The sequence below is a fragment of the Limisphaera sp. 4302-co genome, from assembly GCF_049537155.1.
GTDB lineage: Bacteria > Verrucomicrobiota > Verrucomicrobiia > Limisphaerales > Limisphaeraceae > Limisphaera.
This window is the reverse complement of record NZ_JBMVQZ010000009.1, coordinates 145,153-161,314: the sequence shown is the minus strand read 5'-3', so window position 1 is coordinate 161,314 and position 16,162 is coordinate 145,153. Positions and strand designations below refer to the sequence as shown.

Genomic DNA, 16,162 nt, shown 5'->3' with positions numbered 1-16,162 from the left:
GAGCATTCGCCGCCGCGCTGCATGGAGAGCCCGGCCGATCCGCAGATAGGCAATGCGGCGGCCCACTTCTTGCGTTGTTCGATCTGCTTGGTTCATCGGCGTGCCATCCTCGGGACGGCGTTGGAGACCAGGGCGCTGACCTGCAGGCCCAGGGCCAGTTGACTGCCGGTGTCGTCGCGCGCGGTCAATTCCAACTGGTCCACCTTCACTGCGAGGGCGTCCCGCTCCATTTCGTAAAGCAGCCGCGTGAGAGCGGCCAGGCTGCCGGAGGCGTCCACGCGGCATTCGAGCACGGGGGCTTCGTCGGCGGCGCGACGCCACTGCGGACGCACCGAGGTGACGGTGACCTGGCTGACGGCGGCCCAACGTTCGACCGCACCCAGGAGTCTGGCCTCGGCCTGAGACGGCTCGGCCGGCAGGAGGTTGGCAAGCATGTTCTGCCAGCGGGCCCGCAAGGAGGCTTCGCGGTCCAGCAACAGGCGGCCTTGATGGACCCGGGCGCGGAGCTGGACGATCCGTTCGGAGCGTTCCTTCCACGACCTCGCCAGCGGCGTGAGCACGAAGCGGTCGGCCACCAGCAGTCCCACGGCGGCCACGGCGGCCAGCAGGAGCCATTGTTGGCGTTGGGTCAGGTTCATGAGCCGGTTCCCTCCCCCCACTGGAGGTTGAAGGTGAATTGCATGGGTGCGTTGCCCCGCATCTGTTCGACCTGGACGTTGCGCACCTCGGGAAAGGCGCGCAACCGGTCCAGTGCCCGCAGCAGGGCCGCCTGGTCACGGGCCGTGCCGGTGCAAACCACGCGGCCGTTGTCGCGAATCTCCACGGTCCGGGCCGAAAGGCTGCCGTCTTCCGGGAAGGCCTCGGTGAGGCGTTTGAGAACCGCCAGACTGCGGAACGATTCGTCGAACCACGGGCGGTACTGCCGGATGCCCGCCTGAATGGTTTCCAGTTCCCGTACGCGCGCCTCGATCTGGCGCCACTGCTTTTCCCAGTACCAGAGCTGGATCTGCTGGACCAGAAAGGCCGCTGCGAGGAGTCCGAGCACGCCTCCTGTCACCAGGCCGGCCGTCGCCCATCGGCGCGAGGCCATCCGGTTGCGAATCCTTTGCCAGGCCGTGGTCCGGGGCGGGAGAAACTCAAACCGCGCCCGTTCCCCTGCGAGGGCGCGCGCGGCCAGTGCAACCGTGACCGATGGAGCCAGGCCGTCCGGGACCGTCCGGCCCCAGAGTCGCCCCGGCAGGGACCGGATCTGTTCCACTTGGAATCCGCGCGGGCCCAACAGGCTGCCGAGTTTTTCAGTCACTTCGGTGGCCGGTTCGCTGCGGCCCCACACGCGGATTCGATTCACCTGCGTCTGCCATTCCGGCGGCAGTTGGGCCAGGCTCAGTCGAATCTCGCGCCAGAGTTCCTCCGCCTGCAGCACGCGCGCGGGGCCTTCCCACTCGAAAACGCCCTCCACGGTCCGCAGCACGTGCAGGGCGCCACCGGCACAGATCTGCATCTGGACGCGGTCGGCCACGGGCCAGAGGGCAACCCAACCCGGGGCCGTTTCGGCGTCGGCAGGATCCAGGGCACACAAACCGGGCGCAACGCTCCAGAGCCGCAATTGGGCGGCTTGCAGGGCGGCCTCGTAACGCTCGGCCCGTTCGCGGCTGATGGCGAGCACCATCCCGTGCCATCCGCCGCCGGCGAGGGCAAACCGGCTCGTGGCCAGGCGGAGTTCGTCCAGGGAATGAGGAAACGTCCGCTCAGCTTCCAGGAGCATCAGGCTTTGCTGATCCTCTTCCGGCAGGTCCGGCAACGGGAGCGAAAGGGCCAGCACGTGTTCCAGTGGCAGGTCAAAGACACAGAGCCGGGTGCGGATGCCGGCGGCGTCCAGGTGCTGCCGGATCTCGCGTCCCATCAACTCGGGTTCCGCCGTCAGCGGATCCAGCGCCAGTGAGGCCCGGGCCGTCTGGGTGACGGCCAGGCTGCCGTTGGCGCTTTCGACCACGGCGGCCTCGAGCTGGCCGCCTTCCAGCGACAGCCCCAACACCCGGCGCGGGATCCCGCGTCGGGTTTCCCACCAACCGGCCCATTGCCCGGGCCACGCGCCCGCGATGCGAGTCCAAAATGGATGGGAATCTTTCATGGTAAAGTGGCCGGGTTGCGCCATGCGTCGGTGCGCGCCCGGATCTGTCGCATTTCGTCCAATGCCTGCCGGAGGCGCGGGCCCAGGGCCCAACCGAGGTGGGTCAGGTCCTGGCGATACCGCACCTGTGGGAGGCCGTCGTTGACATCGAAGACCATGCGGACCCGGCGGTAACCGCGGTCCTGCCGGCCGAGCGCGACGACGTCGGCGCTGTAAACGGCGCTGCGCGCGGTCAGCCATGGTCCGGCCTGCAGGGCGCGTTGCCGTCCCAGGACCTCCACCACCCATGCCAGGGAAGAGCGGCGATCCTGCCGGCCCAGGCGGTAGGCCACCAGGGCGGCCGCGCCGTCGGTGTCGATGCCCGGGATGCAGGCGAGGACCGGTTCCGGCGCGGTGTTCACGTTGATGAGGCCCTCGACGACGCCGTTGGTGGTGGTGAGCCAGGGATAGACCTGGTCGAACTCTTCCCGGGTCATTCCGCTGCGGATGTAGAATTCCATGAGGTTGGTGAAACCGGTCGGGGCGCCGCCGCCCGGACCGCCGGGTCCGCCCGGGCCGGCGCCCAGACTGAGCTGGGTGAGGATCTGGTTGGCGCGTTCGGCACCGAACTGACTCTGGAGCAGTTGGGCGAGCGACTCCGGTTCGTTGACGTTGGTTCGGTTGAGGCCGGACTCCCGACTGAAGACGGTCACATACTCCCAGAGGCCCGGTTGCAGGCGGCCGTCCCGGTTGTCGCGGGGCGGGGTCGCATCGCCATCGTCTTCGTTGGGGTCGAGTACGCCGTTGAGGTTGGCGTCCTCCCCGTAGAGCAGTTCCATGGTCACGCCGCGGACCATGCGGAGTTCCTCCACGGTTTCGAACGGGGCGTTTTTGCAGCGGTAGGGCGGGTTCAACCGCAGGTAGACCTGGTCTTCTGCACCGTTGAGCTCGGGTTCGCTGTCGGCATCGCGCCAGTCCACGATGGCGGCGGCCACTTCGGGATAGAGCACCAGGTTGGTGAGTCGTTCGAGCATCTCGAGGGTGGCGGTGTTGAGATTGAGCTTGGACGCCTCGTCCACCAGCCCGAAGGCGGGCGTATCGCCCCACCAGGCCTCGTCGCTGCGTCCCAGGAGCCAGAAATGGGCTTCGCCCACCGGCACGTCTTCGCAATCCTGGGGGAAGAGGTCCGGTGGCCAGCCCGGGGCTTCCACCTGCGCCAGCAGATTGCTCACGTGGAGCATCGCGCCCTCGATGGCCAGCTCGGCCTGCAAACCGGCCACGCGATGGTCGGAGGCACGCAGGTTCAAGCTCATGTTGGAGGCGAAATAGAGCGCCAGAGTCACCAGCCCGAACGCCACCCACAGCACGATGATCAGGACGGATCCGTGCCGGGGCGCGATGGGATGGGAATGGGATCGTGGCAGCGTCATGCGCCCTGAGCCTCCGCAGCGGTGACGTTGTTGGTGAGGGGCCGGACCCAGACCGGCACCACCATCTCCAGCGGAGCCGGCTCGATTCCGGTCTGCCTGTCCGGCAGGCGGGCGATCCGCACCCGAATGGCCAGCGGAAGGACCTGTGGCTGGAGGGTCGAGTCCCACGTGGGGAGCCACTGCGATCCGTCGAAATACTCGAAGCGCACCTCCTCCACGCGGTCCAACAGAAACTCCAGCTCGGGCGGTTCCGGTCGGGGCGCCAACAGGTTCCGCGTCACGGCGCGCACCAGTTCCCAGCCCTCGGACCGGTTGGTGGGATTCATCAGCCCGTAGGCCACGACCTGAACGTCTCCCCACGGGTGGAAGGCGTCCACGATGCCGCTGGCGGTGTAAAAGTCCGGGCTGACCCGGCGGGCGCCCAGACCGACCAGCAGATCCGGACCGGCGTTGGTCCGCTGTCCCTCGCTTTGCAACGGACCGAAAAACGTGCCGCCCGGCGGGACAAGGTTCTGCAGGTCCCGCCGCAACCGTGCCACGGCAAGTTCGACCGGACCGGCTTGTTCAACCGTGGCCTCCGTCCGGCCCCGGAGTCTCACCGCCCCGAAGAACACGCCGTGGATGGCGATCAGAACGACGGCAAAAGCGGAGACGGCGATCAACAACTCCAGCAACGTGAAGGCTCGGCCGCGCCGGTTCCGGCCCCGTGGCGGGGCATGATACCGGATGGGTAACGGGCCGCGTTTGACGGGTGCCTTCATTGGCTGGCGTCCACCAAGGTGCTGAGGTTCACCGCATATTCCCGGCCCTGCAGCGGGAAGGTCACGCGCACGGTCAGGACCCGCAGGGCCCCCTGCTGCCAGGAATCCAGCCGGCTTTCCCAACGGTACACCTCCGTGCCCTCGGCCACCTCGCCACTCTGGGAGCCGCGCCGCCACTGGCCGGTGGCGACCAGTTCCTGAAGGACCCGCTCGCCCACGCGCGCGGCGGCGGTCCGGCGGAGTCCCATCTGTCCGGCGCGGGTGGCCACGTGCAGTCCTTCCACGGCCACCGGGATCACGATGGCCATGAACACCAGCGCGGCCAGAACTTCCGCCAGTGTGAAACCGGCGCGCCTTTCAACGCTGTGCGTCCGGCACTTCATAGGTTTCCAGCTCGTACGCCAGGCGGTTGCGATTCCGACGCACCACCGCCACGGTTTCGCCCGTGTCGGTTTCCTGGACGAACCGGATGCGTTCGGGGCTGAGCGGCCCCGGCAGGCCGTCCGGCGTGAAACGCAACACGTAACGGTCCGGAGTCGTTTGCCCTTCCAGGGTGCGAAAGACCTGCGCCCATGCCGCGGCCGACAGATCCGCGGGCGAGCGCGTCACGGCTGCGGGTTCCACCTCCGCCCGCACACTCGGATCCATCGCATACTCGAGCGCGCGCGGGTCGGCCTCCTGCCAGGTCCATTCCGCCTGCAACCCGTAGCGGCCCGCCCCGGTGTCGATCCACAAAAGCATGGGGACACCTTCGGCCACCGCCCGACTCTGTGCGTAACGGGTCAGCGCCAGGAATCGCATCGCTTCCTCCTCCACCTTGCGCCCTTGGAAAAAGCGGGAAAGTGAGGGAGCGGCCACGGCCAACACGGTGGCCAGCACGGCCATGACCAGGATCAGCTCGATCAACGTGAACCCCGCCAGCCAGCCAACAGGCAGACCGGGTGCCGTGCCGCCGGGAGCTGGTTTCCCGGGCGGATTCCATCGGCACACGGGACTTGGCAGGCGGAGTGTCATGGGCGTCGGTCACCGGCCTGTGGAGCCGGTGCTCCAGTTGGTGATGTCGTCGTCTGTATTGGGCTGGCCGTCCGGGCCCATGGACATCAGGTCGTAGCCGTTGGGGTTGTGTCGGCCGGGACACTCGTAGATGTAGGGGCGGCCCCAGGGATCGAGGGGGATTTCGTTCTGGCGGAGGTAGGGCCCCTTCCAGTTGGGGGCATCCCGCGGCTGGATGATCAGGTCCTTCAACCCGTCGCTGCCCTTGGGATAGTACCCGTTGTCCACCTCGAACGCGTCCAACGCGGTGGCAAATGCGGCCAACTGCGTGCGTGCCGCGGTGATCCGGGCCTGCTCGGTCCGGCCGGCGAACTTCGGCAGCACGATCGCCGCCAAGGTCCCCAGGATGACCAGCACCAACAACAGTTCCACCAGGGTGAACCCGCCCCGGGCTCCCCGGTCCCAGCGTCGTTCCGTCATTTTGGTTTTCATGAGTCGCAATACCGGTCCACCGTCTCACCGGATGTAGTCCTGCAGGGTGAAGATGGGCAGGACCATCCCGATGAAAATGATCCCGATAAATCCCGCGATGAGAAACAGCATCACCGGTTCGGCCATGGAGACGGCCAGCTTGAGTTGACGGTCCAGGTCCGCCTCGGTGGTGTTGGCGATGCGCGTCAGTTCCTGGTCGAGCCGGCCACTCTCCTCGGCCACGGTGATCATTTCCAGCACCGATCCCGGAAAGAGCATGGGACAATCTCGCAGGCTGTTGCCGAGGCCCTGACCCTCCTTGACGCGGTCGATGGACCCTGACACGGCGTCCACGAGGATCTGGTTGCCCAGTGAACGTCGCGCCACCTGGAGGCCCTGGATCAGCGGAACGCCGGCGGCCAGCAGCGTACCCAGCATCCGGCAGAACCGCGCCATGGCGTACTGCGCCACCAGCCGTCCCAAACCGGGCACCTTGAGAATGAATCCCTCCCACACGCGGCGTCCGGCGGGTGAGACCAGCCACTGTCGCAACGTCACCACGCTCACCACCGCCAGTGCCAGCACCACCAGTCCGTACGACCGGAAAGCATCGCTCACCGCCACGATTGCCCGGGTCAGCGCCGGCAACTGCCCGCCGAATCCGGCGAACAGGGTGGTGAAGCGGGGAATGAAATAGACCAGCAGGAACACCAGCACGCCCAGGGCCAGCACCAGCAGGATGCTCGGATACAAGAGCGCGGACATCAGCTTGGCTCGCATTTCCTTTTCGCGCGCCTGGAAATCGGCGATCTGGGCCAGGACCAGGTCGAGAAACCCGCCGGTCTCACCCGCCTCCACCATGGCGACGTACACGCGGGGGAAGACATCGGGCATCTGGGCCATGGCGTCGGCCAGGGACATCCCGTCCACCACGCGGTCATGAATTTCCTTCCAGCGTTCCCTAGCCGCCGGGTGGGCGGTCTCTTTTTGCAGGATCACCAGGGCACGGCTGAGGGGCACACCTGCCGCCAGCAGACTGGAGAGCAGCCGGGTGAAGTTCTCCAACGCCCGGGCGCCCACCTTCTTGGAGCCGCTCCAGGGCAGGCGCCATCCGGGTGCCGGGGCCGCCGGTGCGACCGGCGCGGCCTCGGCGCGGGCCTGCCCGTTGCCCTTCGGCCGGGGACGGGCCCGGCCGTTGGTTCCGTCGGTCTGCTGGGTCAGCCGGATCGGGCGCCAGCCGCGGCTTTCGATCTGGCGAAAGGCCTCCTGGCGACCGCCGGCCTCCAGCTCGCCCTCGACGATCCGACCGTCTGCCTGCAGTGCCTTGTATTGAAATCTTGCCATGCGGTCCGCTTCACGAGGCGGCGCCCAGGCGTTCGGCCACGGTCACGTCAATGCCCAGCAGGCTCTGGTCCTTGGTCACCCGGAGAACCTCTTCCGGGGTGGTGATCCCCATGCGGACCAGCCGCCAGCCGTCCTCGGCCAGGGTCCGCATGCCAGCCTTGCGCGCCGCCACCCGGATCTCGTCGGCCGAACAGCGCTTCAACACCATCGAACGGATCTCCGGCGTGGCGTCCATCCACTCGAAGATGGCGTGCCGGCCGAAGTACCCGGTTTGCCGGCATTCCCGGCAGCCCACGGCCCGGTACACCGGTAGATCCTCCGGCCAACCCAACTGCGCCTTGAACGCCTGTGTGGGTGGTGAATCGTCCACCTGCTTGCAATGCCCGCACAACACGCGGACCAGCCGCTGGGCCAGCACGGCCTCCAACGACGAGGCCACGAGATAGGGTTCCACGCCCATGTCCACCAGTCGGGTGACGGCGCCCGGGGCGTCGTTGGTGTGCAGCGTGGAGAACACCAGGTGACCCGTCAACGATGCCTGCACGGCAATCTGCGCCGTCTCGGTGTCACGGATCTCGCCCACCAGGATCACGTCCGGGTCGTGCCGCAAAATCGAGCGCAATCCGCGTGCAAACGTCAGTCCCGCCTTCTCGGAGACCTGGATCTGGTTGACACCCTTGAGCTGGTACTCGACCGGGTCTTCGATGGTGATGATCTTGCGGGAGGCGTCGTTGATCTCCTGGAGCGCGGTGTAGAGAGTGGTGGTCTTGCCGCTGCCTGTGGGTCCGGTCACCAGGATGATGCCGTGCGGCAGGCCCAGCACGCGCCGGAAACAACGCAGTTCGCGCTCGGCCATGCCCAGTTCCTGCATGCCGCGCAGGGCGGCATTCTGGCGCAGCAGCCGCATCACCACCGCCTCGCCGTGCAGCATGGGGATGACCGAAACGCGGATGTCCACCTCGGCATCGTCCACCCGGATCTTGATGCGACCGTCCTGGGGCAGGCGTTTTTCGGCGATGTTGAGGTGGCTGAGGATCTTCACCCGCGAGACGATCGCCGGTTGGAATCGTTTCACCTGGGCGGGCACGGGGATTTCCTGCAGCACGCCGTCAATCCGGTAGCGGATCCGCAGTTCGTCTTCGAAAGGTTCCAGGTGCACGTCGGAGGCGCGCAGTTCGATGGCGTCGCGCAACACCTGGTTGACGAACCGGATGATCGAGGCGTCCTCGGCCGCCACGTCGAGGTTGGGCTCCTCCTCGCCCTCCTCGTCCACGACCTGGAACGGCGCCTCCTCCTCCAGGGTGTCAATGGTGTCGGCACCCACGCCCAGGCGCTTTTTCATCTCGCGCTGGATGGCCTCGCTGGGGGCCAGGACCGGTCGCAGGCGCAACCCGGTCATGACCCGGAGGGTGTCCAGCGCCTGGGTGGCCAGCAACCGGCTGGTGGCCACCTCCACAAAACCGTTGACCCTGCGCAGCGGCAGCAGTTCCTCCCGCAACAACACACGGGCCGGGAAAAGCGACAGAACCTCCTTGTCGGGCTCCACCTCCTCCAACGTGGTGAAGGCCAGCCCGTATTCCCGGGCCAACCAGCGCAGGACGTCCTCCTCGGAGCGGACCGGCGGGACCTGACCGGTCTCGATCTGCCCGAGCAACGACCGGGCATCGGCGGGCGACAACTGCCGCCGCGCCAACATGCGGTCCAGCAACTCGTTGCCGATCGATTCGGTACCCGTCGCTTCCCGGTGTTCCGCCTTCATGGACCCGCCGATCCGTCCGAGGATGTTTGCCTCTTCGACCCGAACCTGCGCGCGTCAGTCGAGCCAGCCGTTGGCCACGGCGATGGCTTCCTGGCGCACCGTCAGAACCTTGCGCAGATCCTCCTGTGCTTTGCGCAGGGCCTCTTCCCTGGCCTTGCGCGCCTCACGATACTTGGCCAGCGCGGCCTTGAGCTCGGAAGCGGAGGCCTTGGACTCGATGGCCCGATTCAGAGCCTCCTGCTCCGGACTCGGTTGACCGAAGGCCGGCCCCCGACCGGGACCGCCATCGGCGCCAGCCCGACGCGGCCGACCGAAAAAGCCACGACCACCCATCAGCTCGCGGCGTGCCTCGAACACCTTGTTCACCAGCGGTTCGATGGCCCGCCATTCGTTGTCGTCGGTGATCTCCAGCTCCTCCCGCACCCGTTCCATCATCCGCTGACGGAACTCTTCGGGATCGAAGTTCCGGGGTCCACGATCCTGCGCCATCGCAGGGGCCACCCCGCCCAACAGACCGGCCGCCAGACCGGCCATCATCATCGTACGCATCAGTCGTTTCATGGTCCTCTCACCGCTTTCTCTTTTTTCGTTGATCAACCCTCAACCTGGGTTCGGTCGGACAATCCGCGTGGCCCACACCCCGAGGTGTCGGCCGCGACTTGCCCCCTCGCCATTAGCCGCTTCCGTGCCAACCCTTCCTGTCCGGCAAAAACGGCCCGTCGAACCCGCCAACTGCGCAACCGTTGCGCACGCCCACCCCGAGCTTGTGCAACTTTTGCGCAGCGTGCCCCCCGGCCCCGGCAGGGGAACCGGCCCGGGAAGGTACGAGCAGTCGCCACACCCGGGTTACGTCCCGGTAGGCGGATTCCATCCGGTCGGGAACAAGCAGGACCGAGCCGGCCCCGGGCCAACGGCTTGCCCGGCGCGGGGCCTGCTGCGAGGCGGACCGGGCTTTGGCATTGATCCGCAGGCGTGCCGCAGGGTATGGGAGCCGGATGGTGACGGCTGACTACGAGGCACGTTTCGGCGGGATCCGACGGTTGCTGGGCGCCGGTGCGCAGGAGCGGCTGCGCCGGGCCCACGTCTGCATCATCGGCGTGGGCGGGGTGGGCTCGTGGGTGGTGGAGGCACTGGCGCGGACCGGTGTGGGGGCGCTCACCTTGGTGGACTTCGACGAGGTCTGCATCACCAACGTGAACCGGCAGTTGCCCGCCCTCACGGGCCACTTCGGAAAACCCAAGGTGGAGCTGCTGGCCGAACGGGCCCGGCTCATCCAGCCTGAAATCCGGGTTCGCCCCTGGCAAAAGCAGTATACTCCCGGGACCTCCGCGGAGATCCTGGGCGCCCCATACGACGCCGTGGTGGACGCGATTGACCGGCCCGCGTTGAAGGCCCATCTGGTGGCGGCGTGCCGGGCGCGAGGGCTTCGCGTAGTCTGCTCCGGCGGTGCAGGCGGGCGGACCGATCCCACGGCCATCCGGGTGGCAGACCTGGCACACGTCACGCACGACCGGCTGTTGCAGGCCACGCGCAAGTGGCTGCGGTCGCGGCACGGGTTCCCGCGCGGGCCGGGTCGTCCCATGGGCGTGCCGTGTGTCTACTCGCCCCAGCCGCCGGTCTATCCCGCGCCGGACGGGTCCGTGTGCGCCCGGCCGGTTCCGGGCACCAACCTGCGTCTGGACTGCCGCAGCGGCTACGGCACGGCCTGCTACGTGACGGGTGCCTTCGGGTTCGCCGTGGCCTCGGTCGTGGTCCGGTGGATCGCGGAGGAAAGTTTCGCGGGCCAGACGTGACCGAACAACCGGAGGAAATTCTCCTCGACACGCCTGATCAGGGTTTCCAAGGACCAACCGCGCAGTTCTGCAGCGAAGGCGTAAACCGCCGGTAGATTGGCCGGGTGATTGATCGGCCGGCCCGTAACCGGCTCGTGCAGGGCATGCCGGATCCGCTCCGGCGGCGGCAGTTGATCCGGTGCGTCCGTTTCGATCAACAGGCGGTCGGGCGGCACCCGCCGGAACGCCTCCCGCTGGCGGGTCTTGCGCTCATGAGCGTAGTACCCCGGCAAGGAAAAATAGGCGCCCAGCCTGGCCAGCGGTTCCACCATTTCGACCGGGCCGCCGTAGCTGTGAAGGAGGAACCCGCAGGCGGGTCGGGGGTGCGAGCGCAACAGGTCGTAAAGCCGGCCCCATGCGCGCAGGCAATGGATGCTGGCGGGAAGGTTCCGTTCGGCTGCCAGACGAAGTTGCGTGAGAAAAACCTCCTCCTGTCCCTCGTAGGGCAGGTCGGGTTTCCAGCGGTCCAGTCCGATCTCGCCCACGGCCGAGGGGATTCGGTCCACCTGTTCCCGCAGCCGTTCCAGCCAAACCGGGCTGCGCCGGCCGATGTACCAGGGATGGTATCCGAAGCTGGGAAGGACCTCCGGATGGTGCCGCGCCAGCTCCTCCACCGCGGGCCAGTCCTCTTCACAGGACCCGTTGACGACCATGGCCGCCACAGCTTCCCGCCGGCAGAGCTCCAACAACTCGGCCTGCCGGTTCCCGAAGCGCTCGTCCTGGAGATGATTGTGCGCGTCGTAGAAAGCCATCCGCGACGGTTCTGCAGAGTGGTCACTGCGGCACCCGCTCCACGCGGAAGGTCAGCGTGGCCGTCAGCGGCGTGTCCGGGCGCACGAGGATGTTGGTCACGCGGCCGGTCAGCGCGACCTCGCGCGCACCGCGGGTTTCCTTGTTCCGACCCCGCACCGCCAGGAGCGCCACGCGCCCGGCGGGCAAACGCACCTCGGCCGGGAAGGACAGATCGGCATCGTCCGCCTGCGGTTGGAAGACGTAGGTGACATCGGACTCGTTCTGGATCTGAACGTAGGCGGTGCCGGTGCCGCGGACGCGCACCTCGGGCGTCAGCACCCGGATCGAACGTTGGAAAAGGGGTTGCATGTGTTCCTCCCCTCCGATGAGTCGCCCGCCGGCGAACACCGCGGTGCGCCGGGCAAAGAGCGCCTCCCGGACGGCCTCGAGGGTGCGTTCCCGGGCGAACACCAATGTCACCGGCCGCCGGTCGCCGGCGTGCAGGTCGTAATCGAGGCCCATCGGGTTGTGGATGTCGGAGTTGCTCAGCATGGCGAGGTTTTTCTCCAGGCACCACGCGTGGGCTTCCGGGTAGTACTCCCGTTCGTTGACGACCTCGATGCCGTGGAGTTGGTCCTTGGCGAGAATCTCGTCGTGCTCCGGATACCAGCGGGCGCGGCCGTCCGGTTGCTGGCCCCGCCAGCCCGGATGGTTCCAGAAAATGAACGCGCCCTGACGCCGCGCCTCGGCCAGGGCGTCCCGCCAATCCGGCACGTCCAACCGGGTGGCGTCCTGGAGAAAGATGGCGTTGAGGTGGCCGGGGGGCATCGCCCTTGTGATTTCCGATCCCGGGATGACCATCAACCGAAGGGCTTCCCCGTGGCTGCGGGCGATCTGGTAGGACCGGTTGTGTGCCGTGGGCAGATCGTCCTTGTGCGGTTGATGTTCGATGTGATCGGTGATGGCAATGGCATCGAGCCCCTCGCGCCAGGCCTCTTCGGCCCGGATATCGGGCCAGACCTTGCCGTCCGAAAAGACGGTATGAATGTGGAAATCACATTTCAGCGTGAGGAAGTTGGGCAGGTCAGGCAGCCGCAGCGGCGTCCGCGCCCGGTCGTGGGCAAGCGATCTTCCACCGCAGGCAACCAGCCAGAGGACCAGGCAGAGAGATGTGGGCCGGAACATCACGACGGGTGAAGTTGCCCTTGGTTGGCCCCGAGGTCAACGCCGGAGCAGCCCCCCCGGCCCGCGCCCGAGCCGATGCGTCACAGAATCGTAACTCAACGGTCACAAACCCGTCATGGTCGTCCGGGAGGTTGGAATCGGAAAGAAGAGTTTCGAAGGCCGGACGACACCCGGGTCTGGCAAGACAGGGCCCCGGCCGGCTCAAGACAGGCAGCGAAAGGAATACCATGAAGAATCGAGAACTGGGATGGAAACAATGGCCGGTGACGATCATGGCCGCCGCGCTCTTGACATCCTGGAGCGTGTGTGCCGCACCCGTCCAGGTGGACCCGGATTTGCCGGAGTACCGGCGCGTGCCGGGTGTGTCGGGCAACCTGAACTCCATCGGCTCCGACACGCTCAACAATTTGATGACCTTCTGGACTGAAGGGTTCCAGGCCATCTACCCCAACGTGCGCATCCAGGTCGAGGGCAAGGGCTCGTCCACGGCACCTCCGGCCCTCATCGAGGGCACGGCTCAACTGGGGCCGATGAGCCGTCCGATGAAGGGGGCCGAGATCGACGCGTTCGAACGAAAGTTCGGGTACAAACCCACCGAGATCCGTGTGGCCGTCGACACCTTGGCGGTGTTCGTCCATCGGGACAACCCGATCGCATCGCTCACGCTCGCCCAGGTGGACAGCCTGTTCTCCAGCACCCGCAAGCGCGGCGGGGCACCGGTGGAACGCTGGGGCGACCTCGGTCTGACGGGTGCATGGGCCAACCGGCCCGTCTCGTTGTACGGCCGCAACAGCGCATCCGGCACCTACGGGTTCTTCAAGGAGGTGGCACTGCTGGGCGGCGACTTCAAACCGGAGGTGAAGGAACAACCCGGGTCGTCCTCGGTAGTACAGGGGGTGGCCAACGACCTGGCGGGCATCGGTTACTCCGGCATCGGTTACAAGACCAGCGGGGTTCGTGCCGTACCTTTGGTGGGACCGGACGGCCAGCCACACGAGCCCACCCTGGAAAATGCGTTGAACGGCAATTATCCGCTGGCGCGCTTCCTCTACATTTACGTCAACAAACCGCCGGGCAAACCCGTGGACCGATTGACGGCTGAATTCCTTCGTTTCGTACTCTCTCGTGCCGGCCAGGAAATCGTGATCAAGGACGGGTATTTTCCGCTTCCGGCGGCCGTGGCGGAGGAGGAGTTGAAAAAGCTCGAGTGACCCGCACGAACGCCGTGCGCTTTCCACACCGTTGTCCATGTCCGTCCCGCCCCTGACATCCGCCGAGCCCAGCAAGACCACGCGACGGTACGAACCCTCGCGGCGCACGCTCTGGTGGGACCGGTTCATGAACCGGTTCATCACCGTGGGCGGCTTGGGAATCATCGCGGCGGTGCTGGGGATCTTCGTGTTCATTCTCTGGCAGGTCCTGCCGCTGTTCCGGTCGGCCCGTGTCGTCCCTTTGCAGGCGCTGTCCGTGCCGGGAGAAACCCCACTGTTGCTGGGCCTGGATGAACACGGTCGGACGGCGTTCTGGCTGGACCCGCAAGGCTGGATTCATTTTGCCGATCTGGAGCGGGGCACCCGACTCGGCAGGCGCTCCTTGTGGGACGACGAGCCGGTGCGGGTGACCACCTGGCGGTATCATCCCGGGCGTCAGGAGATCATTTGCGGCACGGCCGACGGGAGGTTGGAACGGGTGTCCATCCGGTTTCCCGCGCCGGGCGTCGGTGACGCCGTGCCGGGTGAACCCCGGCTCGAGATTCAAATGCTCCCCGAGCTGACCAAGTCCGGGCATCCGGTGCAGGCGGCGGATTACGGCGACAACGGGACGGACAAGCTGCTGGCGGTGGCCCAGGACGTGGACGGCCGGCAGGAGGTGCGAGCCGCACTGCTGACGCAAACCCGCGGCCTGCTGGGCACCGGCCAGATCCGCGTGGTGGCCACCTGCGATCTGACCCCGCAGCTCACGGGACGGGTGGAACGGTTGGTGGTGGACCGAGACGCCTCCGGTGTGGTGGCCGCCACGACCTCGGGGTCCATCTTCTACTTTCACCGGGAAGGGCCGCGGCTGGAACTCCGTCAGGTCTTCCGCCCGTTCGAAGACCGGCCGCGTCCCGAGGTCACCCTCGCGGACTACCTGTTGGGCGACGTGACCCTGGTGCTCGGCAATCCAGAAGGCCGGATCCGCCTCTTTTCCCTGCACCGGCCGCCCGGGGAGACCAACCGCGTGTTTGGTCTCATCCACACCTTCCCGCCACTGGACGGTTCGCCCCGGTTCTACGCCGCCAGCCAGAGAAACAAGGCCTTTCTGCTCGGGGACCAGCACGAGGTTCGCCTCTGCTACGCCACCACCGAGGCGATCCGGTGGCAGGACCGCCCGGACCAGCCCGTGCGCCTGTGCGCCATCAACACCAAGTACGATCGAATTGCGCTCTGGGACGACGGCGGCGAGCTCCGCCTGCTGCGCCTGGACGATCCCCATCCGGAAGCCGGGTGGCGCGCGTTCTTCGGTCGCATCTGGTACGAGGGCGCCGAGGGGCCGCGTTACGAATGGCAGTCCACCGGTGGATCGGACGCGTTCGAACCGAAACTCTCGATGGTGCCGCTGATCGTGGGGACGTTGAAAGGGACGTTTTATGCCATGCTGTTTGCGGTACCGGTGGCTTTGCTGGCCGCGCTGTACGTGTCGCAATTTGCGCCTCCGAAGTTCCGGAACGTGGCCAAGCCGGTCATGGAGGTGATGGCCTCGCTGCCATCGGTGGTCCTGGGCTTCCTGGGCGCGCTCTGGCTGGCGCCGCGCATCGAGACGCGCGTGCCGTCGCTGCTGTTGGTCTTCCTGCTGGTTCCGTTGTCGGCCCTGGCCATGGGCGCGGTTTGGTCGCGGCTGCCCGTGCAGTGGCGGGTGCGCGTGCCAAACGGATGGGAGTTCGTGGCCCTGGCGCCCGTGCTGCTGCTGGTCATCTGGATCGGCTGGGTGACGGGGCCGGTGATGGAACGCTGGCTTTTTGTCGTGTCCGACCCGGTCACGGGTCAGAAAGTGGCCGATTTCCGGCTGTGGTGGCCGTGGTTCACCGGTGCGGATTTCCAGCAGCGAAACTCGGTCGTCGTGGGTTTCATGATGGGATTTGCCGTGATCCCGATCATCTTCACGCTGGCCGAGGATGCTCTCTCGAACGTGCCGGCCACGCTCCGGAGCGCCTCCCTGGCCCTGGGCGCCAGCCGCTGGCAGACGGCCCTCTACATCGTGGTGCCCACGGCCGCCGCCGGGATTTTTTCGGCCCTGATGGTGGGGCTGGGCCGGGCGGTGGGAGAAACGATGATCGTGGTGATGGCCACGGGCAACACCCCCATCTTGAGTTTCAACCCGTTTTCGGGCATGCGGACGCTCTCGGCCAATCTGGCCGTGGAACTGCCCGAGGCACCCCACCACGGCACCTTGTACCGCACCCTCTTCTTCGGCGCGCTCTTGTTGTTCGTGTTCACGTTCCTGATCAACACGGCCGCGGAGGTGCTCCGCCAACGCCTGCGGGAGCGGTTCAAGACCGTTTGAGC

At 66.9% G+C, this 16,162-nt stretch carries 15 protein-coding genes; 3 read left to right on the top strand and 12 right to left on the bottom strand.

Translation table 11 applies throughout. From position 1 onward, the window contains the following. Positions 1-92: 92 nt before the first annotated feature. Genes ACPDIX_RS10550 through ACPDIX_RS10505 form a run of 10 tightly spaced genes read right to left on the bottom strand, consistent with a single transcriptional unit; the run spans position 93 to position 9,429 of the window. Positions 93-638: a GspMb/PilO family protein gene (locus tag ACPDIX_RS10550; protein WP_423431759.1), complete on the bottom strand. Its 546-nt coding sequence runs from the start codon at positions 636-638 to the stop codon at positions 93-95. Beyond that, positions 635-2,131, bottom strand: coding sequence for a hypothetical protein (locus ACPDIX_RS10545; protein WP_423431758.1), 1,497 nt, complete (start codon positions 2,129-2,131; stop codon positions 635-637). The genes ACPDIX_RS10550 and ACPDIX_RS10545 overlap by 4 nt, the downstream gene beginning before the upstream one ends. Further along, on the bottom strand, positions 2,128-3,540 hold the full coding sequence (locus ACPDIX_RS10540; RefSeq protein WP_423431757.1) for a general secretion pathway protein GspK: 1,413 nt from the start codon (positions 3,538-3,540) through the stop codon (positions 2,128-2,130). Before ACPDIX_RS10540 ends, ACPDIX_RS10545 begins: the two co-directional genes overlap by 4 nt. Then, positions 3,537-4,301: a type II secretion system protein GspJ gene (locus ACPDIX_RS10535; RefSeq protein WP_423431756.1), complete on the bottom strand. Its 765-nt coding sequence runs from the start codon at positions 4,299-4,301 to the stop codon at positions 3,537-3,539. Before ACPDIX_RS10535 ends, ACPDIX_RS10540 begins: the two co-directional genes overlap by 4 nt. Further along, positions 4,298-4,684 (bottom strand): type II secretion system protein, encoded by a 387-nt coding sequence (locus tag ACPDIX_RS10530; RefSeq protein ID WP_423431755.1) that lies wholly within the window; start codon positions 4,682-4,684, stop codon positions 4,298-4,300. Before ACPDIX_RS10530 ends, ACPDIX_RS10535 begins: the two co-directional genes overlap by 4 nt. Beyond that, positions 4,659-5,291 carry a pilus assembly FimT family protein gene (locus ACPDIX_RS10525; RefSeq protein ID WP_423431754.1) on the bottom strand — a complete coding sequence of 211 codons (633 nt, stop codon included), beginning with the start codon at positions 5,289-5,291 and terminating at the stop codon, positions 4,659-4,661. Before ACPDIX_RS10525 ends, ACPDIX_RS10530 begins: the two co-directional genes overlap by 26 nt. A 33-nt stretch (positions 5,292-5,324) precedes the next feature. Further along, positions 5,325-5,786, bottom strand: a complete 462-nt coding sequence (gene gspG, locus ACPDIX_RS10520; RefSeq protein WP_423431753.1) for a type II secretion system major pseudopilin GspG — start codon at positions 5,784-5,786, stop codon at positions 5,325-5,327. Between the two features lie 24 nt (positions 5,787-5,810). Next, complete coding sequence (locus ACPDIX_RS10515; RefSeq protein ID WP_423431752.1) at positions 5,811-7,109, bottom strand: type II secretion system F family protein; 1,299 nt, start codon at positions 7,107-7,109, stop codon at positions 5,811-5,813. A 10-nt stretch (positions 7,110-7,119) separates the two neighbouring features. Beyond that, positions 7,120-8,868: a GspE/PulE family protein gene (locus ACPDIX_RS10510; protein WP_423431751.1), complete on the bottom strand. Its 1,749-nt coding sequence runs from the start codon at positions 8,866-8,868 to the stop codon at positions 7,120-7,122. Between the two features lie 54 nt (positions 8,869-8,922). After that, entirely contained in the window at positions 8,923-9,429 is a 507-nt protein-coding gene (locus tag ACPDIX_RS10505) for a hypothetical protein (protein ID WP_423431750.1), read from the bottom strand. A gap of 434 nt (positions 9,430-9,863) precedes the next feature. Here ACPDIX_RS10505 and ACPDIX_RS10500 point away from each other — a divergent pair, with 434 nt between their 5' ends. Then, complete coding sequence (locus tag ACPDIX_RS10500; protein ID WP_423431749.1) at positions 9,864-10,661, top strand: tRNA threonylcarbamoyladenosine dehydratase; 798 nt, start codon at positions 9,864-9,866, stop codon at positions 10,659-10,661. Here ACPDIX_RS10500 and ACPDIX_RS10495 read toward each other — a convergent pair. Further along, the gene (locus ACPDIX_RS10495; RefSeq protein WP_423431748.1) at positions 10,577-11,452 is read right to left on the bottom strand and encodes a TatD family hydrolase; all 876 of its coding nucleotides are present in this window, start codon (positions 11,450-11,452) and stop codon (positions 10,577-10,579) included. The genes ACPDIX_RS10500 and ACPDIX_RS10495 overlap by 85 nt on opposite strands. A 22-nt stretch (positions 11,453-11,474) precedes the next feature. Further along, positions 11,475-12,617 (bottom strand): Sb-PDE family phosphodiesterase, encoded by a 1,143-nt coding sequence (locus ACPDIX_RS10490; protein WP_423431747.1) that lies wholly within the window; start codon positions 12,615-12,617, stop codon positions 11,475-11,477. Between the two features lie 227 nt (positions 12,618-12,844). Here ACPDIX_RS10490 and ACPDIX_RS10485 point away from each other — a divergent pair, with 227 nt between their 5' ends. After that, positions 12,845-13,828 carry a PstS family phosphate ABC transporter substrate-binding protein gene (locus tag ACPDIX_RS10485; RefSeq protein WP_423431746.1) on the top strand — a complete coding sequence of 328 codons (984 nt, stop codon included), beginning with the start codon at positions 12,845-12,847 and terminating at the stop codon, positions 13,826-13,828. A gap of 37 nt (positions 13,829-13,865) precedes the next feature. Next, on the top strand, positions 13,866-16,160 hold the full coding sequence (locus ACPDIX_RS10480) for an ABC transporter permease subunit (RefSeq protein ID WP_423431745.1): 2,295 nt from the start codon (positions 13,866-13,868) through the stop codon (positions 16,158-16,160). Positions 16,161-16,162: the final 2 nt, after the last annotated feature.

Excerpts from the sequence above, each read along its gene's own strand:
- ACPDIX_RS10550 (WP_423431759.1), bottom strand. The coding sequence starts at position 638 with ATGAACCTGACCCAACGCCAACAATGGCTCCTGCTGGCCGCCGTGGCC.
- ACPDIX_RS10545 (WP_423431758.1), bottom strand. The coding sequence starts at position 2,131 with ATGAAAGATTCCCATCCATTTTGGACTCGCATCGCGGGCGCGTGGCCC.
- ACPDIX_RS10540 (WP_423431757.1), bottom strand. The coding sequence starts at position 3,540 with ATGACGCTGCCACGATCCCATTCCCATCCCATCGCGCCCCGGCACGGA.
- ACPDIX_RS10535 (WP_423431756.1), bottom strand. The coding sequence starts at position 4,301 with ATGAAGGCACCCGTCAAACGCGGCCCGTTACCCATCCGGTATCATGCC.
- ACPDIX_RS10530 (WP_423431755.1), bottom strand. The coding sequence starts at position 4,684 with ATGAAGTGCCGGACGCACAGCGTTGAAAGGCGCGCCGGTTTCACACTG.
- gspG (WP_423431753.1), bottom strand. The coding sequence starts at position 5,786 with ATGAAAACCAAAATGACGGAACGACGCTGGGACCGGGGAGCCCGGGGC.
- ACPDIX_RS10515 (WP_423431752.1), bottom strand. The coding sequence starts at position 7,109 with ATGGCAAGATTTCAATACAAGGCACTGCAGGCAGACGGTCGGATCGTC.
- ACPDIX_RS10510 (WP_423431751.1), bottom strand. The coding sequence starts at position 8,868 with ATGAAGGCGGAACACCGGGAAGCGACGGGTACCGAATCGATCGGCAAC.
- ACPDIX_RS10505 (WP_423431750.1), bottom strand. The coding sequence starts at position 9,429 with ATGAAACGACTGATGCGTACGATGATGATGGCCGGTCTGGCGGCCGGT.
- ACPDIX_RS10500 (WP_423431749.1), top strand. The coding sequence starts at position 9,864 with ATGGTGACGGCTGACTACGAGGCACGTTTCGGCGGGATCCGACGGTTG.
- ACPDIX_RS10495 (WP_423431748.1), bottom strand. The coding sequence starts at position 11,452 with ATGGCTTTCTACGACGCGCACAATCATCTCCAGGACGAGCGCTTCGGG.
- ACPDIX_RS10490 (WP_423431747.1), bottom strand. The coding sequence starts at position 12,617 with ATGTTCCGGCCCACATCTCTCTGCCTGGTCCTCTGGCTGGTTGCCTGC.
- ACPDIX_RS10485 (WP_423431746.1), top strand. The coding sequence starts at position 12,845 with ATGAAGAATCGAGAACTGGGATGGAAACAATGGCCGGTGACGATCATG.
- ACPDIX_RS10480 (WP_423431745.1), top strand. The coding sequence starts at position 13,866 with ATGTCCGTCCCGCCCCTGACATCCGCCGAGCCCAGCAAGACCACGCGA.